Origin of the sequence: Streptomyces herbicida, from assembly GCF_032656585.1 — a bacterium.
Taxonomy (GTDB): Bacteria; Actinomycetota; Actinomycetes; order Streptomycetales; family Streptomycetaceae; genus Streptomyces; species Streptomyces herbicida.
The window spans coordinates 41919-64853 of sequence record NZ_JAUYWJ010000026.1 but is presented as its reverse complement, the minus strand read 5'-3'; the positions used below and the strand labels follow the sequence as shown (position 1 = coordinate 64853).

The 22935-nt window shown below is 71.8% G+C and carries 22 protein-coding genes and 1 riboswitch; of the genes, 6 read left to right on the top strand and 16 right to left on the bottom strand.

Annotated features, from left to right (window positions below; all coding sequences use genetic code 11):
* Positions 1 to 67: 67 nt before the first annotated feature.
* From Q8A52_RS39765 to Q8A52_RS39735, 7 genes are all read right to left on the bottom strand, one after another.
* On the bottom strand, positions 68 to 532 hold the full coding sequence (locus tag Q8A52_RS39765) for a PH domain-containing protein (RefSeq protein ID WP_316761112.1): 465 nt from the start codon (positions 530 to 532) through the stop codon (positions 68 to 70).
* 20 nt (positions 533 to 552) lie between these two features.
* Entirely contained in the window at positions 553 to 1401 is an 849-nt protein-coding gene (gene hisG / locus Q8A52_RS39760; RefSeq protein WP_316761110.1) for an ATP phosphoribosyltransferase, read from the bottom strand.
* A 71-nt stretch (positions 1402 to 1472) separates the two neighbouring features.
* A complete protein-coding gene (locus tag Q8A52_RS39755; RefSeq protein ID WP_023552153.1) occupies positions 1473 to 1745 on the bottom strand; it encodes a phosphoribosyl-ATP diphosphatase in 273 nt (90 codons plus the stop codon).
* A gap of 33 nt (positions 1746 to 1778) precedes the next feature.
* On the bottom strand, positions 1779 to 2264 hold the full coding sequence (ribH, locus tag Q8A52_RS39750; RefSeq protein ID WP_316761106.1) for a 6,7-dimethyl-8-ribityllumazine synthase: 486 nt from the start codon (positions 2262 to 2264) through the stop codon (positions 1779 to 1781).
* Positions 2265 to 2285: 21 nt separating this feature from the next.
* Positions 2286 to 3608: a bifunctional 3,4-dihydroxy-2-butanone-4-phosphate synthase/GTP cyclohydrolase II gene (locus Q8A52_RS39745; protein ID WP_316761103.1), complete on the bottom strand. Its 1323-nt coding sequence runs from the start codon at positions 3606 to 3608 to the stop codon at positions 2286 to 2288.
* Positions 3605 to 4255 carry a nicotinamide riboside transporter PnuC gene (gene pnuC / locus Q8A52_RS39740; protein ID WP_316761101.1) on the bottom strand — a complete coding sequence of 217 codons (651 nt, stop codon included), beginning with the start codon at positions 4253 to 4255 and terminating at the stop codon, positions 3605 to 3607. The genes Q8A52_RS39745 and pnuC overlap by 4 nt, the downstream gene beginning before the upstream one ends.
* Complete coding sequence (locus tag Q8A52_RS39735) at positions 4252 to 4857, bottom strand: riboflavin synthase (RefSeq protein ID WP_316761098.1); 606 nt, start codon at positions 4855 to 4857, stop codon at positions 4252 to 4254. The genes pnuC and Q8A52_RS39735 overlap by 4 nt, the downstream gene beginning before the upstream one ends.
* Before the next feature lie 162 nt (positions 4858 to 5019).
* A riboswitch (FMN riboswitch) is annotated at positions 5020 to 5150 on the bottom strand.
* A 281-nt stretch (positions 5151 to 5431) separates the two neighbouring features.
* Here Q8A52_RS39735 and Q8A52_RS39730 point away from each other — a divergent pair.
* Together Q8A52_RS39730 and Q8A52_RS39725 are read left to right on the top strand one after the other, a co-directional pair.
* Positions 5432 to 6319: an RNA polymerase sigma-70 factor gene (locus tag Q8A52_RS39730; RefSeq protein WP_316761095.1), complete on the top strand. Its 888-nt coding sequence runs from the start codon at positions 5432 to 5434 to the stop codon at positions 6317 to 6319.
* A 101-nt stretch (positions 6320 to 6420) separates the two neighbouring features.
* Positions 6421 to 7176: an SDR family oxidoreductase gene (locus Q8A52_RS39725; protein WP_316761091.1), complete on the top strand. Its 756-nt coding sequence runs from the start codon at positions 6421 to 6423 to the stop codon at positions 7174 to 7176.
* A 16-nt stretch (positions 7177 to 7192) separates the two neighbouring features.
* On the opposite strand, the gene Q8A52_RS39720 is transcribed toward Q8A52_RS39725, so the two are convergent.
* A complete protein-coding gene (locus Q8A52_RS39720) occupies positions 7193 to 8812 on the bottom strand; it encodes an ROK family transcriptional regulator (RefSeq protein WP_316761088.1) in 1620 nt (539 codons plus the stop codon).
* A gap of 123 nt (positions 8813 to 8935) precedes the next feature.
* On the opposite strand from Q8A52_RS39720, the gene Q8A52_RS39715 reads away from it, so the two are divergent.
* Positions 8936 to 10150: an MFS transporter gene (locus Q8A52_RS39715; protein ID WP_316761087.1), complete on the top strand. Its 1215-nt coding sequence runs from the start codon at positions 8936 to 8938 to the stop codon at positions 10148 to 10150.
* Here Q8A52_RS39715 and Q8A52_RS39710 read toward each other — a convergent pair.
* Together Q8A52_RS39710 and Q8A52_RS39705 are read right to left on the bottom strand one after the other, a co-directional pair.
* Complete coding sequence (locus Q8A52_RS39710; RefSeq protein WP_316761085.1) at positions 10110 to 10568, bottom strand: acyl-CoA thioesterase; 459 nt, start codon at positions 10566 to 10568, stop codon at positions 10110 to 10112. The genes Q8A52_RS39715 and Q8A52_RS39710 overlap by 41 nt on opposite strands.
* Positions 10569 to 10656: 88 nt before the next feature.
* Positions 10657 to 11922: an alginate lyase family protein gene (locus tag Q8A52_RS39705; protein ID WP_316761083.1), complete on the bottom strand. Its 1266-nt coding sequence runs from the start codon at positions 11920 to 11922 to the stop codon at positions 10657 to 10659.
* 122 nt (positions 11923 to 12044) lie between these two features.
* On the opposite strand from Q8A52_RS39705, the gene Q8A52_RS39700 reads away from it, so the two are divergent.
* Positions 12045 to 13436: a uracil-xanthine permease family protein gene (locus Q8A52_RS39700; RefSeq protein ID WP_316761081.1), complete on the top strand. Its 1392-nt coding sequence runs from the start codon at positions 12045 to 12047 to the stop codon at positions 13434 to 13436.
* 287 nt (positions 13437 to 13723) lie between these two features.
* Here Q8A52_RS39700 and Q8A52_RS39695 read toward each other — a convergent pair whose 3' ends face one another.
* Complete coding sequence (locus tag Q8A52_RS39695) at positions 13724 to 14839, bottom strand: glycoside hydrolase family 6 protein (RefSeq protein WP_316761248.1); 1116 nt, start codon at positions 14837 to 14839, stop codon at positions 13724 to 13726.
* A 184-nt stretch (positions 14840 to 15023) separates the two neighbouring features.
* Between Q8A52_RS39695 and Q8A52_RS39690 the strand changes: the two genes are divergently transcribed.
* The gene (locus Q8A52_RS39690) at positions 15024 to 15710 is read left to right on the top strand and encodes a DUF5995 family protein (protein WP_316761078.1); all 687 of its coding nucleotides are present in this window, start codon (positions 15024 to 15026) and stop codon (positions 15708 to 15710) included.
* Positions 15711 to 15807: 97 nt separating this feature from the next.
* Complete coding sequence (locus tag Q8A52_RS39685) at positions 15808 to 16737, top strand: LLM class F420-dependent oxidoreductase (RefSeq protein WP_316761075.1); 930 nt, start codon at positions 15808 to 15810, stop codon at positions 16735 to 16737.
* An 8-nt stretch (positions 16738 to 16745) separates the two neighbouring features.
* Here Q8A52_RS39685 and Q8A52_RS39680 read toward each other — a convergent pair whose 3' ends face one another.
* The 5 genes from Q8A52_RS39680 to Q8A52_RS39660 all read right to left on the bottom strand — a co-directional run bounded on the left by Q8A52_RS39680 (position 16746) and on the right by Q8A52_RS39660 (position 22865).
* Positions 16746 to 18458, bottom strand: coding sequence for a flavin monoamine oxidase family protein (locus Q8A52_RS39680; protein ID WP_316761072.1), 1713 nt, complete (start codon positions 18456 to 18458; stop codon positions 16746 to 16748).
* 71 nt (positions 18459 to 18529) lie between these two features.
* Entirely contained in the window at positions 18530 to 19318 is a 789-nt protein-coding gene (locus Q8A52_RS39675) for a carbon-nitrogen hydrolase family protein (RefSeq protein WP_316761069.1), read from the bottom strand.
* A 245-nt stretch (positions 19319 to 19563) separates the two neighbouring features.
* Positions 19564 to 19944, bottom strand: coding sequence for a DUF742 domain-containing protein (locus tag Q8A52_RS39670; protein WP_316761067.1), 381 nt, complete (start codon positions 19942 to 19944; stop codon positions 19564 to 19566).
* A 7-nt stretch (positions 19945 to 19951) separates the two neighbouring features.
* The gene (locus Q8A52_RS39665) at positions 19952 to 20398 is read right to left on the bottom strand and encodes a roadblock/LC7 domain-containing protein (RefSeq protein ID WP_316761065.1); all 447 of its coding nucleotides are present in this window, start codon (positions 20396 to 20398) and stop codon (positions 19952 to 19954) included.
* The gene (locus tag Q8A52_RS39660) at positions 20388 to 22865 is read right to left on the bottom strand and encodes a sensor histidine kinase (RefSeq protein ID WP_316761063.1); all 2478 of its coding nucleotides are present in this window, start codon (positions 22863 to 22865) and stop codon (positions 20388 to 20390) included. Before Q8A52_RS39660 ends, Q8A52_RS39665 begins: the two co-directional genes overlap by 11 nt.
* Between the last annotated feature and the right edge of the window lie 70 nt (positions 22866 to 22935).

Below are 22935 nucleotides of genomic sequence, written 5' to 3'. Positions count from 1 at the left end.
ACGTAAACGCCTCCGCCACCAGATTAATCAAGACACGGGCCGATGCGGCAGGGTGGACGACCCCGAGTCAGTCGCGATCTTGCCCGGGATCGTGTATGGCGCGGGCCTCGGCGAGCGCCCGCAGGGTACGCGCGTCGGCGATGGCGCGCTGCTTGGCGACGCCCGGCTGGATGCCGAGGGCGGGCAGGCTGGTGCCGTCGCTGAGGTTCAGGAACACCCAGGGGTCTCCCGGGCGGAGGTTCACCTGGAGGATTTCCGCCCACTCCAGGTGCCGTTTGCTTGCGATGTTCACCACAGTGACGCCGGACTCGTCGGCGACGACCTTCACCCGGGCGAGCAGGGCCAGCACCCAGAAGATGAGGCCGCCGGTGAGGATGAAGCTGAGCCGCTCCCCCGGGCCGAGCTGCTCCAGCAGCATGGCGACGCCCGATATGACCACGAAGATCGCGACGCCGGCTGTGAGCAGAATCGCACGGGTGCGGCCCGGCCGGAACGTGACGGGGAGGGCGGGAAGCGGGATCTGTTCGGACATCGGTGCGCGGCCTCGCGGGATCAGAGGCGGCAGGCGTGGATGGCCGTGGTCAGGATGGCCCGGGCGCCGATGGCGTACAGGTCGTCCATGATCCGCTGCGCGTCCTTGGCGGGGACCATGGCGCGGACGGCGACCCAGCCCTCGTTGTGCAGGGGGGAGATGGTGGGGGACTCCAGGCCCGGGGTGAGGGCGACGGCCTTCTCCAGCTGCTCGACGCGGCAGTCGTAGTCCATCATCACGTACGTCCGGGCCACCAGGACGCCCTGGAGACGGCGCAGGAACTGCTGGACCTTGGATTCCTCGGCGTCGGCGCCGGCGCGGCGGATCACCACCGCCTCGGACGTCATGATCGGCTCACCGAAGACCTCCAGGCCCGCGTTGCGCAGCGAGGTGCCGGTCTCGACGACGTCCGCGATGATCTCGGCGACCCCGAGCTCGATGGCGGTCTCCACGGCGCCGTCGAGGTGGACGACGGAGGCGTCGATGCCGTTGTCGGCGAGGTGCTTGGCGACGATGCCCTCGTACGAAGTGGCGACCGTCAGACCGTTGAGGTCCGCCACGCCCTTGGCGGTGCCGGGCTTGGTGGCGTAGCGGAAGGTGGAGCGGGCGAAGCCGAGCGGCAGGATCTCCTCGGCGTTGGCGCCGGAGTCGATGAGCAGGTCACGGCCGGTGATGCCGATGTCCAGCCGGCCGGACGACACATAGATGGCGATGTCGCGGGGGCGGAGGTAGAAGAACTCGACCTCGTTCGACGGGTCGACGATCCGCAGTTCCTTGGACTCCCGGCGCTGCCGGTAGCCGGCCTCATGCAGCATCTCCGCCGCAGGGCCGGACAGTGAACCCTTGTTGGGGACGGCGATGCGCAGCATGAGGTCGGCTTCCTTTGTTCGTGCGTACGGGATGCTGTTCGTGCGTACGGTGTGCGAAGTGCGCTTACGGCTCAGAGGTGGGCGTAGACGTCGTCCAGGGAGATGCCGCGGGCGACCATCATCACCTGGACGTGGTACAGCAGCTGCGAGATCTCCTCGGCGGCCGCCTCCTTGCCCTCGTACTCGGCGGCCATCCAGACCTCGGCAGCCTCTTCGACGACCTTCTTGCCGATGGCATGGACGCCCTTGCCGACCAGCTCAGCGGTGCGGGACGTGGCGGGATCGCCGTGGGCGGCCTTCTGCTGGAGCTCGGTGAAGAGCTCCTCGAACGTCTTCTTGGACATGATGGGCCCACCCTACGCGGTTCGGGCGAGCCCCTAGTGCCAGGGTTCAGATACTGAGCGGAGGGTGGCCGCGGTTGCCACCGCCGCCGTCACCGCCTCGTGTCCCTTGTCCTCGTTGGAGCCCTCCAGGCCGGCCCGGTCCAGGGCCTGCTCCTCGTTGTCACAGGTGAGCACGCCGAAGCCGATGGGGACGCCGGTCTCGACGGAGACCTGGGTCAGGCCCTGGGTGACGCCCTGGCACACGTAGTCGAAGTGGGGGGTGCCGCCGCGGATGACCACCCCGAGGGCGACGACCGCGTCGTAGCCGCGGCCCGCGAGGGTCTTGGCGGCGACCGGGAGCTCCCAGCTGCCGGGGACCCGCAGCAGGGTCGGCTCGTCGATCCCCAGGTCGCGCAGGGCGCGCAGGGCGCCGTCCACCAGACCGTCCATCACCTTCTCGTGCCACTGCGCCGCGATGACGGCGACCCGCAGGTCGCTCGCGTTGCGTACGGACAGTTCCGGTGCACCCTTGCCGCTCACGTCTCTCCTCAGTGCTGTTTCTTACTGGTTGCCACAGGTGGCCACCGACGCGGCCACAGAAGCTGCCACGGAAGGTGCGTCCAGCCAGGGCAGGTCGTGACCCATCCGGTCCCGCTTGGTGCGCAGGTAGCGGAGGTTGTGCTCGCCCGCCTGCACGGGCATCGGCTCGCGCCCGGTGACCTTGAGGCCGTGGCGCAGCAGCGCTTCGGTCTTGTCGGGGTTGTTGGTCATCAGCCGCAGGCTGCGGACGCCGAGGTCCGCCAGGATCTGCGCGCCGGCGCCGTAGTCGCGGGCGTCGGCGGGCAGGCCGAGTTCGAGGTTGGCGTCGAGGGTGTCGTGGCCCTGTTCCTGCAGCTCGTAGGCGCGCAGCTTGGACAGCAGTCCGATACCGCGGCCCTCGTGCCCGCGCAGGTAGACCACCACGCCCCGGCCCTCCTCCTGGATGCGCTCCAGCGAGGCGTCCAGCTGGGGGCCGCAGTCGCAGCGCGCGGAGCCGAAGACGTCGCCGGTGAGGCATTCGGAGTGGACGCGGACGAGGACGTCCTCGCCGTCGCCGATCTCACCGTGGACGAGGGCGACGTGCTCGACGCCGTCGGCGGTGGCACGGTAGCCGTAGGCCGTGAACGTGCCGTGCTTGGTGGGCAGGTGGACCTCGGCCTCACGGCGCACGGTGGGCTCGGAGCCGCGGCGGTAGGCGATCAGGTCCTCGATGGAGATGATCGTCAGGCCGTGCTTGCGGGCGAACGGGATCAGCTCGGGCAGGCGCAGCATGCGGCCGTCCTCGCCGGCGATCTCGACGATCGCGCCGGCCGGGCGCAGGCCCGCGAGGCGGGCGAGGTCGACGGCCGCCTCCGTGTGGCCGTCGCGGACCAGAACCCCGCCGGGCCGGGCGCGCAGTGGGAAGACATGGCCGGGGCGGACGAAGTCGGTGGGCTCCGCCGTGCCGCTCGCGAGCAGCTGGAGCGTGGTCGCGCGGTCCGAGGCCGAGATGCCGGTGCTCACACCGTGGGCGGCGGAGGCGTCCACGGAGACGGTGAACGCGGTCTTCATCGACTCGGTGTTGTCCTCGACCATCTGCGGCAGCCGCAGCCGGTCCAGTTCCTCGCCCTCCATGGGCGCGCAGATCAGGCCGCGGCACTCGCTCATCATGAAGGCGATGATCTCGGGGGTCGCCTTCTCGGCGGCGATGACGAGGTCGCCCTCGTTCTCCCGGTCCTCGTCGTCCACGACCACGATCGGGCGGCCGGCGGCGATGTCGGCGATGGCCTGTTCGACGGAGTCGAGCGTGAAGTCCTCGATGTGTCCGGTGGGGTCGGTGCTGTAGAGCAGCGGTGCCGAGGTCATGCCGGCGCTCCTTCCAGGACGGGCCGCGCGTCCCCGCGGGAGCGCAGCCACCAGTCGCGCATGCCCCACAGGACGAGTGCGCCGTAGATGACGTAGACGAAGCCGGAGAAGGCGTAGCCGTTGGCGAAGTTCAGAGGCACGCCGACCAGGTCGACGAGCAGCCAGGCGATCCAGAACTCGACCATGCCGCGGGCCTGCGCGTACATGGCGACGACGGTGCCGACGAAGATGTAGGCGTCCGGCCAAGGGTCCCAGGACAGGGTCGGGTACGCCTTGAAGAGCAGGGCCACCGCGACGGTGCCGACTGCCGCGGCGGCGGCCATCGCGGCGCGCTCACGCCAGGTGGCGAACCGCGGGGCGATGTGGCCGTCGCCGCCGTCCTCGGTCCGGCCCTTGTGGCGGTTCCACTGCCACCAGCCGTAGAGCGCGACGGCCATGACGACGACCTGTTTGCCGGCGCTGCCCGCGAGGTGGCCGTAGAAGGCCGCGAAGAGGACGAGACCGGAGAGGAACTGCACCGGCCAGGTCAGCAGGGCGCGGCGCCAGCCGAGGGCGAGCGCGATGAGGCCGAGGATGTTGCCGGCCATGTCCGACCAGATGATGTGCTGGCCGAACAGGACGAACGCCTCGGAGTTCAGCCAGTTCACCGGCCGGCCCCCTGACCGGCCGCGAGCAGCCGCTCCACGTACTTGGCGATGACGTCGACCTCGAGGTTGACCGGGTCGCCGGGCTGCTTGAGGCCGAGCGTGGTCAGGGCGAGGGTGGTGGGGATGAGGCTGACGCTGAAGTAGTCAGGGCCGGCCTCGACGACGGTGAGGCTGATGCCGTCGACGGTGATGGAGCCCTTCTCGACCACGTAGCGGGCGAGGTCCGCGGGCAGCGAGACCTTCACGATCTCCCAGTTCTCGGAGGGCTTGCGCTCCAGCACCCGGCCCGTGCCGTCCACGTGCCCCTGCACGATGTGCCCGCCGAGGCGCGCGCCGACGGCGGTGGGGCGCTCCAGGTTGACGCGGGAGCCGACCGTGAGGACGCCCAGGCTGGAGCGGTCCAGGGTCTCGGCCATGACGTCGGCGGTGAACTCGTCGCCCTCGTGCTCCACGACGGTGAGACAGACCCCGTTCACGGCGATGGAGTCGCCGTGCTGCGCGCCCTCGGTCACTACGGGGCCACGCAGTCGGAAGCGGGAGGCGTCGCCGAGGTTCTCGACGGCGGTGACTTCACCCAGCTCTTCGACGATTCCGGTGAACACTTCCCGGGTCCTCCTGCCTCATTGGGGCACGGACTCCGGGGCCTGTCGATGACGACAGAATCTACGGGGAGCAACACCGTGAGCTCTGCCGACGCCGAAAAGGACCCGTCCGGCTGCGGACGAGCCCAGATACGGCGGCGCGCATAGGTGCATGCCCGCCCGCCGCGCACTGCCTCCCATCCGGACTTTAACCGTCGGTCCAGGAATTTCACCTGGTCAACCGGCCGCTGGAAGCGACCGGGTCGCGGACTGTAACCGCCGGTTCGGACTTTCACCGACCCCGGAGTGCGCTGCTTCTGGTACAGGGCCAGTGTGCCACGCCCGATGGTCATCCATACAGACGAGGCGTGTGGGTTGGCTCACAGACCGTATCGCTGGACTTCCACGGTCCGCTGACGATCCGTCGGATCTCCGTGCGCAACCCATTGACTGAATGGTCTAGTCCTTTTAGGGTTCGGGCGGGCCCGGCGGCGGTGACGACGGCCCTTGCCCGCCGCCGGGTCGCCGTGCGTTCCGGCCGTTCCGGCCGTTCTGGCCGTTCTGGCCGTTCTGGCCGTTCTGGCAGGGTGAGCGCATGACGACGCCGATCGCAGAGGAATTCGAGACCCATCGCCCGCGCCTTTTCGGCCTGGCCTACCGGATGCTCGGCTCCGCCGAGGAGGCCGAGGACATGGTCCAGGACGCGTTTTTGCGCTTCGACGGCGCGGACCGCGCGCTCATCGAGCATCCGTCGGCCTGGCTGGCCAGAACGGTCACCAACCTCTGTCTCAGCCGGCTGACCTCGGCCCGCGCCCGGCGCGAGCAGTACGTCGGGGACTGGCTGCCGGAGCCGGTGGTCACCTCCGACGGCACCCTCGGGCCCCTGGAGTCGGCGGAGCAGCGGGACGCGGTGTCGATGGCGATGCTGGTCCTGCTGGAGCGGCTGACGCCGACCGAGCGGGCGGTGTACGTGCTGCGGGAGGCGTTCGGCCACGGGCACCGGGAGATCGCCGGCCTGCTGGGCCTGGGCGAGGCGAACTGCCGTCAGCTGTACCGGCGGGCGGTGCAGCGGGTGGCGGCATCCGAGGGGCGCTTCGATCCGGCTCCCGAGCAGCAGGAGAAGCTCGTCGCCTCGTTCATCACGGCGTCCCGTGACGGCGATCTGGCCGGCCTGGAGAAGCTGCTCGCGGCCGATGTGACCTGGTGGAGCGACGGCGGCGGCAAGGTCTCGGCGGCCCGGCGGCCGATCGAGGGCCGCGACAAGGTCGTGCGCTTCCTGGCGGGCGGGTCCGTGCGGTTCACGGCGGGCTTCTCCTACACGGCGGCCGAGGTCAACGGCGCGAGCGCGTTGGTCGTGTGGGACGGCGACAGGCTGGTCGGTGTCGTCTGCTTCGAGCTGCGGGACGGGCTGATCGCCCACGCGCGGGCCGTGGTGAACCCGGAGAAGCTGGACTTCGTACGACGTCAGCTCGCGCGTTCCTGAGAAAGATCCGCGGGACTGTCACATCTCGCGGGGGCTGCCCGGTCTCAGCTGACGAAGGGCGCTCCACCCCGGGGCGCCCGGCGTCCGAAAGGCTCAACAGCATGACCACGATCCTGGTGACCGGCGGCACCGGAACCCTCGGCCGACTCGTCGTCGAACGGCTGCGCGCCGCCGGGCACGAGGTGCGGGTGCTCAGCCGGAGCGCCCGGCCCTACGCCGTCGACCTGCGCAAGGGCGGGGCGGATCTGGACGCGGCCCTCGCGGGCGTGGACACCGTCGTGCACTGCGCGAGCTCGCCGAAGGGCGGCGACGAGGGGGCGGCGCGGAACCTGATCGCGGCGGCGCGCGAAGCGGGTGTCGGCCATCTCGTCCACATCTCGATCGTCGGCATCGACCGGGTGCCGCTCGGTTACTACAAGTCCAAGCTCGCCGTGGAGAAGCTGGTCGAGGAGTCGGGGCTCGGCTGGACGGTGCTGCGGGCGACGCAGTTCCACGATCTGCCGGCGCAGCTGTTCCGGACACTGGCCAAGCCGCCTGTGATGCTGCTTCCGGCCGGTATTTCGGACCAGCCGATCGAGGTGTCCGAAGTGGCGGACCGGCTGGCCGAGTTGGCGGCCGGGGCCCCCGCGGGCCGGGTCGCGGACATGGGCGGACCGGAGGTACGGACGCTCGACTCCCTGGCACGCGCCTATCTGAAGGCGACCGGCCGACGCCGGCCGGTGGTGTCCCTCCCCCTGCCCGGCAGAACGGCCCGGGCCTTCCGGAACGGCGGTCACCTCACGCCCGAGCGGGCGGTGGGCAAGGGGACGTTCGAGGAGTACCTGGCGGGCCGGTTCGGGGACGGCGGCGGCAGCTGAAGGAGCGGGCTCGGGGCTACCGCTCCGGCGGCGCGAAGAGCTCGTCCTGAGCCCGCTCGCGCGCTGTCAGCAGGGCACCGCGCAGTACGGCCGAGCCGCCGAGCCCACTCGCCCGCACCTCGGTGACCAGCGGCGACATACGACGGATCCGCTCCTCCACCCGCCTGGCGAGCACGTCTGCCCCGGCCTTCCCGACCTCCCCACCGAGAACCACGCACCCCGGGTCCAGGATGGCGACGACGGAGGCCACACCGAGGGCAATCCGGTCGGCGAGGACATCGAGAAAGCGACCGGCGGCCACGCGGTCCACACGCACGGAGGGGACACCGAAGCCCCGGTCGCCGACCTCACCGCCGTCGCCATCACCGACGGCCGTGTGGTCCGCTCCGCCGCCCCCGTCACCAACGCCGGACGCCAGGAGGCCCGCACCGCCGTATGCACGGCCCGAGGTCACACCGTCCGCATCACCGTGCCCACCCCCGGCGCCGGAGGCCACGCGGCCCGCACCACCGGCCTCACCACCCTCGCCACAGGCCGGGAAGCCGAGATCCGTGCCGCGGTCAGAGTCTGCGCAGCCCGCGCCATCACCCGCAGAGCGGGCGGAGACCAAGCGCTCCGTGCCCCCGTCCCCGCGGCCGGAGGTCGCGCGGTCCGCACCACCACTCGCGCCCCTACCGCCGGAGCCGCTGCCGGAGGCATCGTCCAGCGCCCCGTCCTCCCCCACCGCCCCCACCGCCTCCGCCGCCTCCCGCACCAGCCCCGCCACCGCACCCGGCTCGGACACGTCCGCGGTGGTGTCCCACAGCCCGTGCTCGGCCGCCAGTTGGGCGATTGCCGTGGATCCGACCAGTGAGTGGTAGCCGCCCTCGCAGTCCGTGGCGGAGGGGAGCGCGGGGGCGCCCGGGACCGGCAGGAAGCCGATCTCGCCCGTGCCGCCGGAGGCCCCGCGGCGGAGGCTGCCGTCGAGGACGACGGCGGCGCCCGGGCTGTGGCCCAGCCAGAGCAGGACGAAGGTGTCCCGGTCCCGGGCCACGCCCTCCTCCTGCTCGGCCAGGGCGGCGAGGTTGGTCTCGTTCTCGACGTTGACCCGGGCCTCGGGGAAGCGTTCCTGAAGCGCGGCGACCAGGCGGCGGTGCCAGGCGGGCAGGCCCGCCGAGTCGCGGAGCTCGCCCGTGGCGGGGTCGATGAGCCCCGGCGCGCCGATCCCGACGGTGTGCAACGGTTCGGCCCCGGCCTCCTTGACCGCCCGCTCCACCAGTGCCGTCGCCTGCTCCAGGGCGGGCCCGGTCCCGGTGTCCCCGCCGATCGGCCCGGCGGCCTCGGCGAGCACCCGGCCGAGCAGGTCGGACACCAGCACGGAGACGCTCGCGGTGCGGACGTCGAGCGCGGCCAGATGGGCCCGGTCGGCGACGATGCCGTACAGCCGGGCGTTCGGGCCGCGGCGCTGCTCACCCGCCTCCCCGACCACCGTGATCAGACCGGACGCGGCGAGGCGTTCGACGAGGTCGGCGACCGTCGGCCGGGACAGTCCGGTCAGCTGCTTCAACTGGCCTGCCGTCAGCGGGCCTTCCTGCTGCAACAGCCGCAGGGCGAGGCGGTCGTTGATGGCCCGGGCGGTGCTCGGTGATGCAGGCATGACGGGAATCCTCCCAGACCGGCGCTCCGCGCCCGGCCGCATAGCGCCTATCTATCAGGAAGGGACCCTGATAGTTTACGGCGGTACCAGCGGGGTGACACCCATCCGGGGAGGGGCTGCAACATGAGTGACGTGGTCTTCGACCAGCGTGAGGTGAGGCGCGCCCGGTACGCCGTGGCGGCCGTGTTCGCCGTGCACGGCGCCGTCACCGGCTCGTTCGCGACCCGCGTGCCGTGGATCCAGGACCATGCCTCGCTCGGGGCGGGACAGCTCGGGTTCGCGCTGGCCTTCACGGCGTTCGGCGCCTCGTGCTCGATGCCGCTGGCGGGCCGGATCAGCCACCGCTTCGGCAGCCGGACGGCCCTGCGCGCGCTGATCGCCCTGTGGACGCTGGCCCTCGTCCTTCCGTCGCTGGCGCCGAACCTGTACACGCTGTGCCTCGCGATGTTCCTCTACGGAGCGAGCGCGGGCATGGCCGACGTGGCCATGAACGCGCTGGGCGTCGAGGTGGAGCGGCTGCTCGACAGGTCGATCATGTCCGGGCTGCACGGCATGTGGAGCGCGGGCGCGCTGATCGGCTCCGCGGCCGGCACCCTCGCCGCCCATCTGGGCTCCGACGCGCGCCTGCACTTCGCCCTCGCGGCGGCCACGCTCACGGCGCTCGGCATCCTGGCCGCGGGGCGGGTCCTGGACCTCCAGCCCGCCGAGGACGAGGAGCCGCCGCCGAGGTTCGCGCTGCCGCCCAGGTCGGCGCTGCTGATCGGCGCGGTCGGCTTCTGCGCGGTGTTCGCCGAGGGGGCCAGCCTGGACTGGTCGGCGGTGTTCCTGCGCGACCGGCTGGACAGTTCGGCCGGCCTGGCGGCGGTGGCGACGACCGGATTCATGCTGACCATGGCGGTGGCCCGGATCGCCGGGGACACGGTGGTGAACCGTTTCGGCGCGGTCTGCACCGTCCGTGCGGGAGGCGTGCTCACCGCCCTGGGCGGGCTGCTGATCGTCGTCGCGGGCCATCCCGCGGTGGCGATGGCCGGGTTCGCCCTGCTGGGCCTCGGGATCGCGGTCGTCGTACCGCTGTGCTTCGCGGCGGCCGGACACAGCGGCCCGAACCCCAGTCAGGCCATCGCGGGCGTGGCGACCATCACCTACACCTCGGGCCTGATCGCGCCCGGCCTGATCGGTGGGGTGGCGCAGGCGACGAGCCTGGTGGTGTCGTTCGGGCTGGTCACCGCGCTGGCCTGCGGACTCGTGGTCTTCGCGGGTGTGCTGCGGGTCGGTGAGCGCGGCGCCCGGACCGAGGTCAGTCCACGGGCCGCAGCAGTTCCCGACCCGCGGCCCTGAAGCCCTCGCTCCACGGCGCCGGGCGCAGCGTCGCCGCGTCCAGCCGCACCAGGACCCGGGTGCCGTGGGCGTAGATCACCGCTCCGTCGGTCGAGCAGAAGCGGAAGCCGTAGGTCAGGCCGGTGTTGCCGAGCCGCTCCAGCCACAGGTGGACGGCGTAGCCGCCCGGCCTGGTCACCGGTGCCTCGTAGCCGATCCGCAGCTCCTTGACCGCGTTGCAGGCGTCGCCGGCGGCCTCCCAGTCGCCGTCGAAGCGGATGCCGTACTCGTTCCACAGCTCGGTCCAGGCGCGCTCGACCATCAGCGGATAGCGGGCGTTGTGGAGCAGCCCGAGCGCGTCGAGATCGTCGAAGTGGACGGTGACGGGTATCAGCCGGCCGTACGACAGGGCCGGGGCGATCGGGGCTTCGGCGGTCACGGGAGGGACTCCTGAGCATGCGGGTGGGGCGGTGAGGACACCCCATCCTAAGCGAGCGCTCAGGAGTCCCGGTCGGGAAGGTCCCTGGTCAGCCCGCTATCGAGTCCAGCTGCTCGGCGGCGGGCCGCAGCGGCCAGAGGTCACCGCCGGGCGGTGTCTCCAGCTTCGGGACCGCCTTCTTCGCCGCCGCGTCGCCCGCGTCGGCGGCCGCGTGGACGACGTCGCTCGCCGCGTACCGGTGGAACTCCAGCTCGGGGTGCGGCCAGGCGGTGACCCCGGTGGCGGCGGGCAGCAGATAGTCCAGGGCCTTGAACAGGCTCTGGCCGTCCGGCCCCCGGTAGGCCCAGAGGTTCACGCCCACGTGCCGCCCGATGGCCGCGAGCCGGGTGTACGCGACCAGGTCGAAGGTGGAGTAGTGCCAGCTCCTGGTGCGCGCCAGCTCCTGTGGTTGGCTGCCGTCGGCCGCGATCTGAGGATCGATCCGCCCGGCCCGAGCGTCGAGCACGGTACGCCGGGCGAGGGCCTTGTCGCCGGTCGCGTACGCGAGGGCGGCGAGCTGCATGTCGTAGAAGGTGCCGTGGTTGTTGCCGGCCGCGTCCTCCTGTCTGCCGAAGTCGCTGTTCTTCAGCCAGCCGAGGAAGTCGGAGTTCCATCGCGCCATGCCGGTGCGGTCGGCGGCCGTCCAGCCGGGGGCGCCGGTGGCGAGTACGGCGAGCGCGTCGACGACGCCGGTGTACGACTGCGAGAAGTCGATGATGCCGATGGCCCTGCCGTCGTACTTGCACGGGATGAACTGCGCATGGTTCAGGTCGGGGTTCATCCGCGTCGCCGGGTCGAGGAACCAGGTGCGCAGGACCTGCCCGGCCTTCTCGGCGTACTCCTGCCTGCCCGTGTAGTACCAGGCGAGCGAGAGGTCGTACGTCGAGTCGAAGACCTTCTCGACGTCCTGGCGGTCGGTACCGCTGTCGACCTCGGGGTTGCGCTGTCCGTCGCGCTGGACGTACGGGCAGCCCCACGGGTTGTCGGCCGTCGGAGTGCGGGTGGGCCACCAGTAGGGGGCCTGGCTCAGATAGTCGTGGACGTCGCCGCCGGGGGCGGGCCTGGGTTTGTCGACCACCGTCCAGGGGCCCTGGCCGAGCCAGGCGTCGGCGCGGGCGGTCAGCTTCTCCAGCGCGGCGCGCAGCCGCGGGTCGCCGTGGTCCAGACGGGTCCGGGCCTCCTGGAGCCGGGTGCCGTCGAGGACGGCGGTGTCCGGGGCCTTCGGGACCGCGCGTGCGGAGGCGGAGGGGACGGCCATGGCCGCGAAAGCCGCCACGGCGGCCATGATCAGGGCCACACGGGGTCTTCCACTCATCAAACGCTCCGATCATAAGTGTGAACGTAGTTCATGAGTAGGACCGTGCGAGCGTAGAACCACCAGGTACCCCTGACAATGGTCCGGACCGTCTTCACGTACAGAGAAAGCGAAGTCCCACCATGAACCTCGGCGTCCGCTGGAAGCTGCACGGCGACGGGCGTACGCCCGAGCCCGGAGCGGTGGTGCGCCCCGACGAACGGCTCTCCTGGCCGCGCACGGTGGGACTCGGCGCCCAGCACGTGGTGGCCATGTTCGGCGCGTCCTTCGTGGCCCCCGTCCTGATGGGACTGGACCCCAACCTCGCGATCATGATGTCCGGCGTCGCGACCGTGGTCTTCCTGCTCGCCACTCGCGGCCGGATCCCCAGCTACCTGGGCTGCTCGCTCTCCTTCGTGGGCGTGGCCGCGGTGATCCGCGCGCAGGGCGGCACGAGCGCGACCGTGACCGGTGCGGTCTTCGTCGTCGGCGTCGCGCTGTTCCTGGCCGGGCTTGCCGTGCAGCGCTTCGGAGCGCGGATCATCCATGCCACGATGCCGCCGATCGTCACCGGCGCGGTCGTGATGCTGATCGGCTTCAACCTCGCTCCGGTGACCGCGTCCACGTACTGGCCGCAGGACCAGTGGACGGCGCTGCTGGTGATGCTGTTCACCGGTCTGGCGGTCGTCTGTCTGCGTGGTTTCTGGTCCCGCATCGCGATCTTCCTGGGCCTGATCTTCGGGTACGGCATCTCCTGGGCCTTCGACCAGGTCTTCGGGAAGATCCACTCGGTGGACGCGAGCGGCCGGCTCACCGACCACTGGCGGCTCGACCTCTCCGGCGTCGGCAAGGCCGACTGGGTCGGGCTGCCGTCCTTCCACGGCCCGTCCTTCCAGTGGTCGGCGGTCCTGGTCGCGCTCCCGGTCGTCATCGCCCTGGTCGCCGAGAACGCCGGACACGTCAAGGCGGTCGGCGAGATGACCGGCGAGCGCCTTGACGACAAGCTCGGCACCGCGATCTCGGCCGACGGCGTGGGGTCGATGCTGTCCACCGCGGTGGGTGGCCCGCCCAACACCACGTACTCCGAGAACATCGGCGTGATGGCCGCGACCCGCGTCTACTCGACCGCCGCGTACTGGGCCGCCGCCTGCTTCGCGCTGCTCTTCGGCCTGTGCCCCAAGTTCGGCGCGGTCGTCGCCGCCGTCCCGGGCGGTGTCCTCGGCGGCATCACCGTCATCCTGTACGGCATGATCGGCCTGCTCGGCGCGCAGATCTGGACCAACGCCCGGGTCGATCTGCGCAATCCGCTGAACCTCGTGCCGGCCGCCGCGGGCATCATCATCGGCGTCGGCAACGTCACGATGAAGTTCAGCGCCAACTTCTCCCTCAGCGGCATCGCGTTGGGCACGCTGGTGGTCATCACCGGCTACCACTCGCTGCGTCTCCTGGCACCCGCCCACCTCAAGGTCGAGGAGCCGCTGCTGGACGAGGGCACGTCGTCGTACGACGAGGAGAGCGACCGCGCCGGTTCATGAGCCGACGCCGTCATGGGGGACCTCGGCGGATCCGTTCAAGCCCCGGCTGCTGGGCTGGGCCGACGGAGCGTTTCCGCTGCTCGTCCTGGAGGATCTCTCGCGGCGTGCCTGGCCGCCGCCCTGGACCCCGGACCGGGTCCGGGCCGTACTCGACACGTTCGCCGAACCGGCCGCGTGCCGCCCCCACACCACTCCGGGCAGCCCGGCGGCGGGCCTCCTGGTGGCCGGATTCTTCGCCTGCCGGGCCGGTCTCCCTGGTGCGTCCATGCCCGCGAACGGGCCCGCGCTCACTGGGCCAGTTCGTAGGCGTACGACGGGGTGAACGTCCCGGCCGCTCCCCTGCAGCCGTCCGACTCCCCCGGCGGCTTCACCCATAGATAGGCGTCGACGCGCGGCTCACCGGTGTTCAGGGTGGGGGTGCGGCCGATCCGGCGGCCGGCCGGGTCGCACCACTCGCCGTCCGCCGGGGCGCCGTTGCCGTTGCGGCTGGTGTCGATCACCGCGCCGAGGCCGGCGGGACCGTCGAGGGCGTCGAGGATCCGGCGGTCGTAGGCGATCTCGTCGGCGGTGGTGTGGAAGTTGGAGACATTGCTGAAGATGCCGTCGGAGGAGTCGGGCGACGCGGCGCCCGCCTGCCTGAGCAGGGCCGCCTGCCGACCGGCCGGGTTCCAGCCCGAGTGGCCGGCGTCGTAGTAGACCCGCGCCCTGGGGTCGGCGGACTTCAGGACCCGGCCCGCGCGGGCCAGCGAGGCGAACCGGTCGGCGCGGTCCGCGGCCGGGAGGCAGTCGGACTGGGCGATCGAGTCCGGCTCCAGGACGATGACGACCTCGCCGGAGCCCAGCCCCTGGGCGAAGGCGTCGATCCAGGCGTCGTACGCGGCGAGATCGGGCGCGCCGCCCTGGGAGGCGCCGCCGCAGTCGCGGTCCGGGATCGCATACGGCACGAGCACCGGCACCCGGCCCTGCGCGGCGGCCGCCGAGGTTACCGCGCGCACCCGCGAGGCGATGGTCGCCGGGGTGTGGTCGGTGAACCACACCGCGGCCGGCTGGGCGGCGATGCGGGCTTCGATGAGCGCGGTGCGGGGGTCGTCGGGGTGGGACCGGACCCAGTCGAGGACTTGGGAATCCGGGTGCCGGTAGAGGCGGTGGGACACGACGGTGGTCCGCTCCTTGCGTGCGCTGCGGGTGGGGGACGGCGCGGGCGTCGTCGTCTCCTTCTTGACGGAGGGGGAAGCGGCCGGAGCGGTCGGGGCGGATGCCGACGGCACCGCGGGCAACGGCGCCCGGCTCGTCGTGTGCGTGATCTCGGGCCGGGCCCGGTCGGAGCCGCGCCCGGCGTCGAGCGCCGAGAGCACCCCGGTCGCGGTGCCGACGGCGGTCACGACCGAGGCCACCGCCACCATCGCGCCGCGCCGGACGGCGCGTCTGCGTTCGGCCCTGCGGGCGGCCAGGCGGCGGGCACGTAAGCCTGACACGGTGCCGCTCCCCTCCCCCACCTTGCACTCGCGCGACGGGGCGTTCCCCCGTTGTGAGGAAGCGCCGGGCCCGTCGGCACGCCGGTCAGCCTAGGGCTGGGACCCTTCCCCCATGCCGCAGTTGGAACACTTCAGCACTCCCGTCGACACCGTCGTCGCCCGGATGCGCCTCCTGGACTCGGCCCTGCCCGAGCGGGACGGGGTCGCGGTGTTCAACCGCGTCTACCTGGCCGTCACCGAGGAGGTCGAACGGCGTCTGGACGCCGGGCAGTTCGCGGACCCGCGGGCGGCGACCGCGCTGGACGTGCGGTTCGCGGAGCGGTATCTGGCCGCGGTGGACGCGGTCGCGGACGACCGCCGTCCGCCGGCCTGCTGGCGGCCGCTGTTCCAGCTCCGCCGCCATCCCGGTGTACGACCCCTGCAGTTCGCGCTCGCGGGCATCAACGCGCACATCGGCCACGATCTGGCGCTCGCCGTCGTGGACACCTGTCGTACGCTCGGCTGCGAACCGGCCGATCTGGAGGACGAGTTCGACCGTGTGGGCGACCTCCTCGTGTCGCTGGAGGAGCGCATCCGCGAGGATCTGATGCCCGGGCCCGATCTGCTCCAGATCGCCGACCCGCTCACCCATCTGCTCGGCTCATGGAGCCTGGAGCGCGCCCGGGAGGCAACCTGGTCGACGGCGCGGGCGCTGTGGGCGCTGCGCCGGTTCGAGGACGTCGCCGAGGAGTTCACCGAGCGCCTGGACGCGGCCGTGGGCTTCGCGGGGCGCATGCTGCTGACCCCGCTCGCCGACTGAGGGACCCGATCCGGCCATCCCCGCCATGCCTCACCGGAACTCCGCTGTGATCACTGTAGGTTGAGGCCGCAACCGATCTCGAAGGAGCACTCGGCACATGGCGACCAGGCTCGGACTCAGCCTTCCGCAGAATCGGCAGTACGCCCTCGGCAAGGACGTGCCCGACGTGGCACGCACCGCCGAGCAGATCGGATACGACAGCCTCTGGGTGTACGAGCGGGCCCTGTTCCCGGAGCCCGCGACCCAGGGCCTGTACGGCATCGAGGGCATGCCCTGGCCGGACTCCTACCGCGGCGTGGCCGAGCCGCTGATCACGCTGACGCTCGCGGCCGGGGCGACCGAGCGGGTCCGGCTGGGCTCGAGCGTGCTCGTCGCGCCTCTGCACCAGCCCTTCCAGCTGGCCAAGTCCCTCGCCACGCTGGACGCGGCGAGCGGCGGACGGGTGATCGCCGGATTCGGCACGGGCTGGTCGCTGGACGAGTACGCGGCCGCCGGCATCCGGCCCATCGCGGAGCGTGGCAAGGTGCTCGACGAGATCATCGAGGTCTGCCGCGCGGTGTGGGGTCCCGACCCGGTGCGCTACGACGGCCGACTCACCAAGATCGAGTCGGCCGTGGTCGGGCCCAAGCCCGCCCGGCCGATCCCCATCCTGCTGGCCGCGAGCAACAAGCGGGCGCTGACCCGGCTCGTCGACCACGCCGACGGCTGGCTGCCGGTGGGGATGGGCGTAGAGCAGATCGCCGCCCAGTGGGCCGAGCTGCAGGACCTGGCGGCCGAGCGCGGGCGCAAGGAGCCGATCCAGACGGTCCTGCGGGTCAACGCCGCCCACTCGGCCAAGCCCTACGACGGCCCCGACCGCCGCCCGTTCCAGGGCAACGCGGACCAGATCGTGGAGGACCTGGCCGCGCACGCGGCGATCGGCCTGGAAGAGATCCTCGTCGACCTCCAGGGCTCCGCGCGGGACGCTCAGGAGCTCAAGGAGGTCGCCTCGGAGGTCTACGAGAAGGCCCGCGCGGCCGGGGTCTAGGACAGGGCCTAGTCCTCGGGGAGCTCGACCGGCGCGATCTCGTCGTAGACGTCACCCGGGCCCGGGTTGGCCGCGTCGGTCGTGCCGCCGAAGTGGTGCATGACGCCCCAGACCGCGTTCAGCGCGGTCTGGACGGCACCCTCGGCCCAGCCGGCAGTCCACGAGATGTCGTCGCCGGCCAGGAAGATGCCCCGCTTGTCCTCGGGCAGCCGGTCCTGCATGAAGTGGGTGTAAAGGCGGCGCTGGTAGCGGTAGTGGCCGGGCAGGTTGGCCTTGAACGCGCCCATGAAGTAGGGCTCGTTCTCCCAGGAGACGGTCACCGGGTTGCCGATGATGTGCTTCCTGATGTCGACGTTGGGGTAGATCTCGCCGAGCGACTTCAGCATGACCTCCATCCGCTCGTTCGCGGACAGCGGCAGCCACTTCAGGCTGTCGTCGCACCAGGTGTAGGAGAGGCAGATGACGGCGGGCTTGTCCGGACCGTCGTCCAGCAGGTAGGTGCCGCGCGTCATGCGGTCGGTGAGTGTCATCGACATCACGTCCCGGCCGGTCGGATTTCCCTCGTCGTCGACGGCCTTGTCCAGCCAGAACGGCCGGTCGACCGGAACGAAGAGCTTGCTGGACTCCATGTAGTGGGTCCGCTCGATGGCCGTCCAGTGGTCGATCGGGAAGAGCGAGTCGTCGCAGGCGATCTTGGACAGCAGCATCCAGGACTGGGCGGTGAAGATGGCCGCCTTGAAGGTGCGGATGTCGCCGTTCGCGTCCGTCACGGTGATCTGGTTGCCCGCGGTGCGGTGCAGCCGGGTCACGGCCGGGCGCGGCTCGCCGTTCTCGTGCAGGGACTTCAGCGAGGTGCCGTACGGCCAGTGGACGATCTTCTCCGGCTCGCGCTCCCACAGCCGCACCGGCAGCTGCTGGGAGCCGCCGACGATGCCGCGGTGGTGGTCGTCGGCCTCGGTGTAGACGACGCGCAGGATCTCCAGGATGGAGTTCGGGAAGTCGGTGTCCCAGCCGCCGGTGCCGAAGCCGACCTGGCCGAAGATCTCGCGGTGCCGGAAGGACTTGAAGGCCTCGGACTCGCAGAGGAAGCCGTAGAAGGTCTGGTTGTCGAGCTTCTCGACCAGCTTCGCCCAGATCTCGCGGATGCGCGGCACGTCCCGCTCGCGCATGGCGCGGTTCATGTCGGAGAAGTCGGCGCCCTCGTCGAGGCACTTGTTCCAGGCCTCGGCGACGTCACGGTAGACCTGGGGCAGGTCGTCGATGGTCTCGGCGTAGTGCGACTCGCCCTTCAGGTCCACGACGGTCGAGGGGGTGGCCTCGGCCAGCGGGTTCGGGAAGGGCCTGGTCTCCAGGCCGACCAGGTCGATGTAGTGCTGGAGGGCGGTGGAGGACGGCGGGAAGCGCATCGCGCCCAGCTCGCAGTTGAGCGACTCGTCGCAGCCCTCGAAGCCGACGGTGCGCAGCCGGCCACCGAGCTGGTCGGCCTCGTAGACGACGGGCTTGAGGCCCATCTTCATCAGCTCGTAGGCGGCCACGATGCCGGACAGACCGCCGCCGATGACCGCGATCTCGGTGCCGTGCTCGGTCGCGGGGATCTGGCCGAGGCCCGCCGGGTGGGCGAGGAAGTCGTCGTACGCGTACGGGAAGTCCGGGCCGAACATGGTGATCGGCGGCTGCTGCTCGTCGGCGTGCTGGACGGCGTTGGGCACCGTGGACGTCATGGGGTACGGACTCCTTGCGCGGGAAGAACTCGGGGGAGGTTCTGGGGAGACGTTCGGGGAGAGCTGGAGGTTCAGACGAGCGACCCGTAGAGGCCGGGGCGGCGGTCCTGCAGATACGGGTTCGCCTCGCGGGAGGCGGCCAGGAAGGCGGGGTCGACGTCGGCGAGGACGAGCTCCTCACCGCGGCCGGCCCGGGTGCGGGCGACTCCGTCGGGACCGGCGAGGACGGACAGTCCGACGAACTCGAACTCGCCCTCCGGACCGACCCGGTTGACGTACGCCACGTACATCTGGTTCTCCCAGGCCCGCACCGGGACGAGGGACTCGGCGACGAACTGGAACGGATGCATCTGGGCCGTCGGGACGACGAGGAGGTCGGTGCCGGCCAGGGCGTGGGCGCGGACGTTCTCCGGGAACTCGACGTCGTAGCAGATCATCAGGCCGACGGTCAGGCCGTTCAGCTCGGCCTGGACGACCGGCTGGTCGCCCGGGGCGAAGTGGTCGCGCTCGAAGCAGCCGAAGAGGTGGGTCTTTCGGTAGTTCGCGAGGCGGGTGCCGTCCGCGGAGATCAGCTGGACGGAGTTGTAGACCGCGTCGCCGTCGCGCTCCGGGTAGCCGTAGGCGATGGCCAGGCCGTGCCGGGTGGCGAGCTCGGCGATCGCGTCGGCCGAGTCGCCGTCGGCGGGCTCGGCCAGGCGGCCGATGTCGTCGCCGATCGCGTACCCGGTGAGGAACATCTCCGGCGCGCAGAGCAGTGCGGCGCCCGCTGCGGCGGCACGGCCCGCGGCCTCGTCGAGGACCTTGAGGTTCTCGACGGTGGAGCCGGGGCGGCCGGAGCTCTGGAGCAGGGCGGTGCGCATGCGTGTTCCTCACCGGTACGGAGGGGTTTGGGGGCCAGTTAGAAGGTACGTTCGGCGGCCTCGGCCGGACAAGGAGGAGCCGTTGCGCGCCGGTGAGCGGTTCGTTGCGTGCACCCGCCACCGAGCGGCGATTCGTTGCGTGCCCTCGGGCCACGGATCCGGTCGATCCTCGACCGCGAATTCCAGCCCACCGACCTGACCTGCGAAAACGCCCCCAAGCGGGCTCCGTACGATCGCCGCCGCTGTCAGAGCTCGCGCAGTCGCTCGACGATCTCTTGGAGCAGTTCCGGGTCGGCCGCGGGGCCGGAGACCGGCAGGCGGCGCGGCTCGTCGATGCGCACCAGCCCGGCCTCGGCCAGGTCGCCGAGCAGCACACGTACGACGGTCAGGGGCAGGTCGGCGTCCGCGGCGAGCTCGACGACCGGGCGCGGGCCGCGGCGCACCAGGTCGAGCAGGGCGGTGCGGGCGTGGTCGACGCCGGGCTGCGCCGTGTCCGTCTCCAGGGCGGTGACCCGGGACATCAGGTCGATGGTGTGCCGCTCCGAGGGCCGGGTGCGGCCCCGGGTGACGGTGTAGGGGCGCACCATCGACCCGGTCTCGTCCTCGTACCAGTGGTCGTCGCTCACGGCCGGATCAGGTGGCCGAGCGTGCGGCGGCGTCCAGGTGACGGCCGAGGCGGCGGACGAGCAGCGCCATCTCGTGGGCCAACTGTCCGACGTCGGTCTGTACCTCGCTGAGCACGGCCAGGCGGCTGCCGTCGCCGGCCGGGGTGATGAAGAGGTAGGCGTCGTCGAGCATCACCATCGTCTGCCGTACCTCTCCGGCCTCGAACCGCTCCCCCGCCGAGCGGGCCAGGCTGTGGAAGCCGGAGCAGACGGCGGCGAGGTGCTCGATGTCCCGTCTGCGCATACCCTCCGAGGCGCTCAGCGGGAGGCCGTCCGCGGTGAGCAGCACGGCCTGGCGGACGTGGTCGGTCCTGGCCACGAGGTCGTCGAGCAGCCAGCCGAGGCCTGCGTCGGGTGCTCCGGCGAGCTGCTCATGAGTCTGTTCGTCACCGTGTGTCGTCTCGTCACCGTGCATCCTCGGAGTCCGTCCCTTCGTCGGCGTCAGTGGTCGTGGGCAGGCCCTTGCGGCCCCGTTCGAGGCCGCGCTGGAAAGCACCGAAGACCGCCCGCATCTCCTCGGCGTCGACCTCGCGCTCCGGAGCGGCATCCCGGGGCGGCGGGTCGTCGCGCAAAGGTGCGGCCAGCGAGGCCTGCCGGACGCGGGTGGGCAGAGCGGGAGCGTCCGCGTCGGGAGCGGGGCCGCCGCCCTCCGTGGGCTCGCTCACCCGGCCGCCCTCCACCGGCCCCCTCACCCGGCCGCCTTCCGTCACCAGGCGCATCATCCGACCGGACTCGGCCGTCATGTCCTGCACCCGGCCGTGCTCAGCGGCCGAAGCCTCCGTCCGACGGCCCTCCGCCCGGTCGGCGTCCGCCCGGTCGGCGGCCGCCGAGTGGCCGTCGGCTCGACCGTGCTGGGGCGCCGGGGTCTGTGCCCGTGGCCGCTCCTCACTGCCGGGGGCACCCGGCCCGCGCCGTGACGGCAGGCTGGGTACCGACGTGTCCGGGTCCGGGCTCGCGTCACCGGCTTCCGGCTCCGGCTCCGCCAGGACCGTCGACGGCAGCAGTACCACCGCGGTCGTACCGCCGTACGGCGAGTCCCGCAGGGTGACCTGGATGCCGTGGCGGGCGGCGAGGCGGCCCACGACGTACAGGCCGAGCCGGTCGTGCCGGGTCGGGTCGAAGGCGTCCGGGTCGGTGAGGGTGCGATGGGCGTCGGCGAGCTGGTCGGGGTCGAGGCCGAGGCCCCGGTCGTCCAGCTCCAGGACGAAGCCGCCGGACGCCCGGCCGGTGCGCAGGGTGACCTGCGTGTGCGGCGGCGAGAACACCGTTGCGTTCTCCAGGAGCTCGGCGATCAGATGCACCACGTCGGCCACGGCGTCCGCCGCGACGCCGACCTCGGCCATCGGCGGGACCACGACGCGCGTGTAGTCCTCGATCTCACCCACCGCGGCCGACACCACGTCCGCGACCGGCACCGGCCGACGCCATCTGCGGCCGGGCACCGCGCCGGAGAGGATGATCAGGCTCTCCGCGTGCCGGCGCATACGCGTGGTCAGGTGGTCGATACGGAACAGCTGGCGCAGGATGTCCGGATCCTCGGTGCGCCGCTCCAGCGTGTCGACCAGCTTCAGCTGGCGATGGACGAGCGCCTGGTTGCGCCGGGCGATGTTGAGGAGCACCGCGAACAGCCCGCGCCGCAGGGTGGCCTGCTTGACGGCCGCCTCGACGGCGGCCAGCCGCGCGGCGTTGAAGGACCGGCCGACCTGGCCGATCTCGTCGGCCCGTACCTCGTCGGCGGCCAGCGGCGGCGCCTCCGCGGCCGCGTCCACGTCCTCGCCGGCGCTCAACCGCCGCATCACATCGGGCAGCTGCCGGGTGCTCAGCACGTCGGCGGCGTCCCGCAGCGTCTCGAGGCGGCGGGAGATCCGCCGGGCCCCGCGCACCGCGAGCCACAACGACACTCCCACGGCGGCCAGCCCGGCCACCGCGACCACGGACGCCTTGGTCAGCTCGCGGTAGGCGAACGCCCGCCCGCGCGCGGCCGAGTTCTCGGCGGAGCGGGTGCACAGCTGCATATAGCGCTTGACGGCCCGGTCACTGGTCGTACGCCAGGTGCCGGCCGCGACGGCCTCCCCCGCGTGTGCCGGGCCGGCCCGCAGCAGCGCGTCCTCGCCCCGCACCAGCGAGCGGTGGAGGTCGCCGCGCTGGAACTCCTCGAACAGCGCGCGCGAGTCGGACGGCAGGTCCGGCACATACGTCCGCTCGAAGACCCGCCGGTCCTCGATCGTCGCGGTCAGGGTGTCGTACTGCCGGTCGGACAGCGTCCCCGCGGCCCGCGCCCCGGCGACCAGGGCGTCCTCGCGGGAGACGAACTCCCGCACTCGCACCAGCTCGATGACGACCTGCGCCTCCCGGGCGAGCTGCCCGGCCTGCAGGGCGGTGAGCGTGGACTGGACGTCGAAGCCGGGCTCGACGAGTGCGCCGTAGTCGGTGACGGCCCGGTCCCAGGAGATCCGCCGGGACAGGACCCGGTCGCGCAGCTCGTCCAGCCCGTCGGTCGCGTGGAGCATCGCGTCGAGCGCCGCCCGCTGCCGGTCGCTGAGCCGGCTGCGGTCGCCGTCCCTGATCGCGTCGCGCATGGCGCTCACGGCGCGGTCGGTACGGCGCTGCTGGGCCAGCAGATTCCCGGCGGCGGCCGTGTCGTGGCCCGCGCCCAGGTAGGTGGCGGAGAGCCGCCGTTCGATCTGGATCTGGCCGATGGCCGTGTCCACGGGGGTGCCGAAGTCCTCGTACACCCCCTGGAGCCGGATCAGCGCTCGCAGTTCGCCGGTGACCGACACCATGGCGAAGCTCCACAGTGCCATCAGGGCGACGACCGGAGCGAGTGCGAGCGCCACGATCCGGGTGCGGACAGTGGTGGGACGGCCGACGGGCCAGCGCATGAAATACCTGCCGGTGTTACCAGTCAGTAGAAAGTCCGGCACAACCTACGGGATCGTCATCTGCACCGCA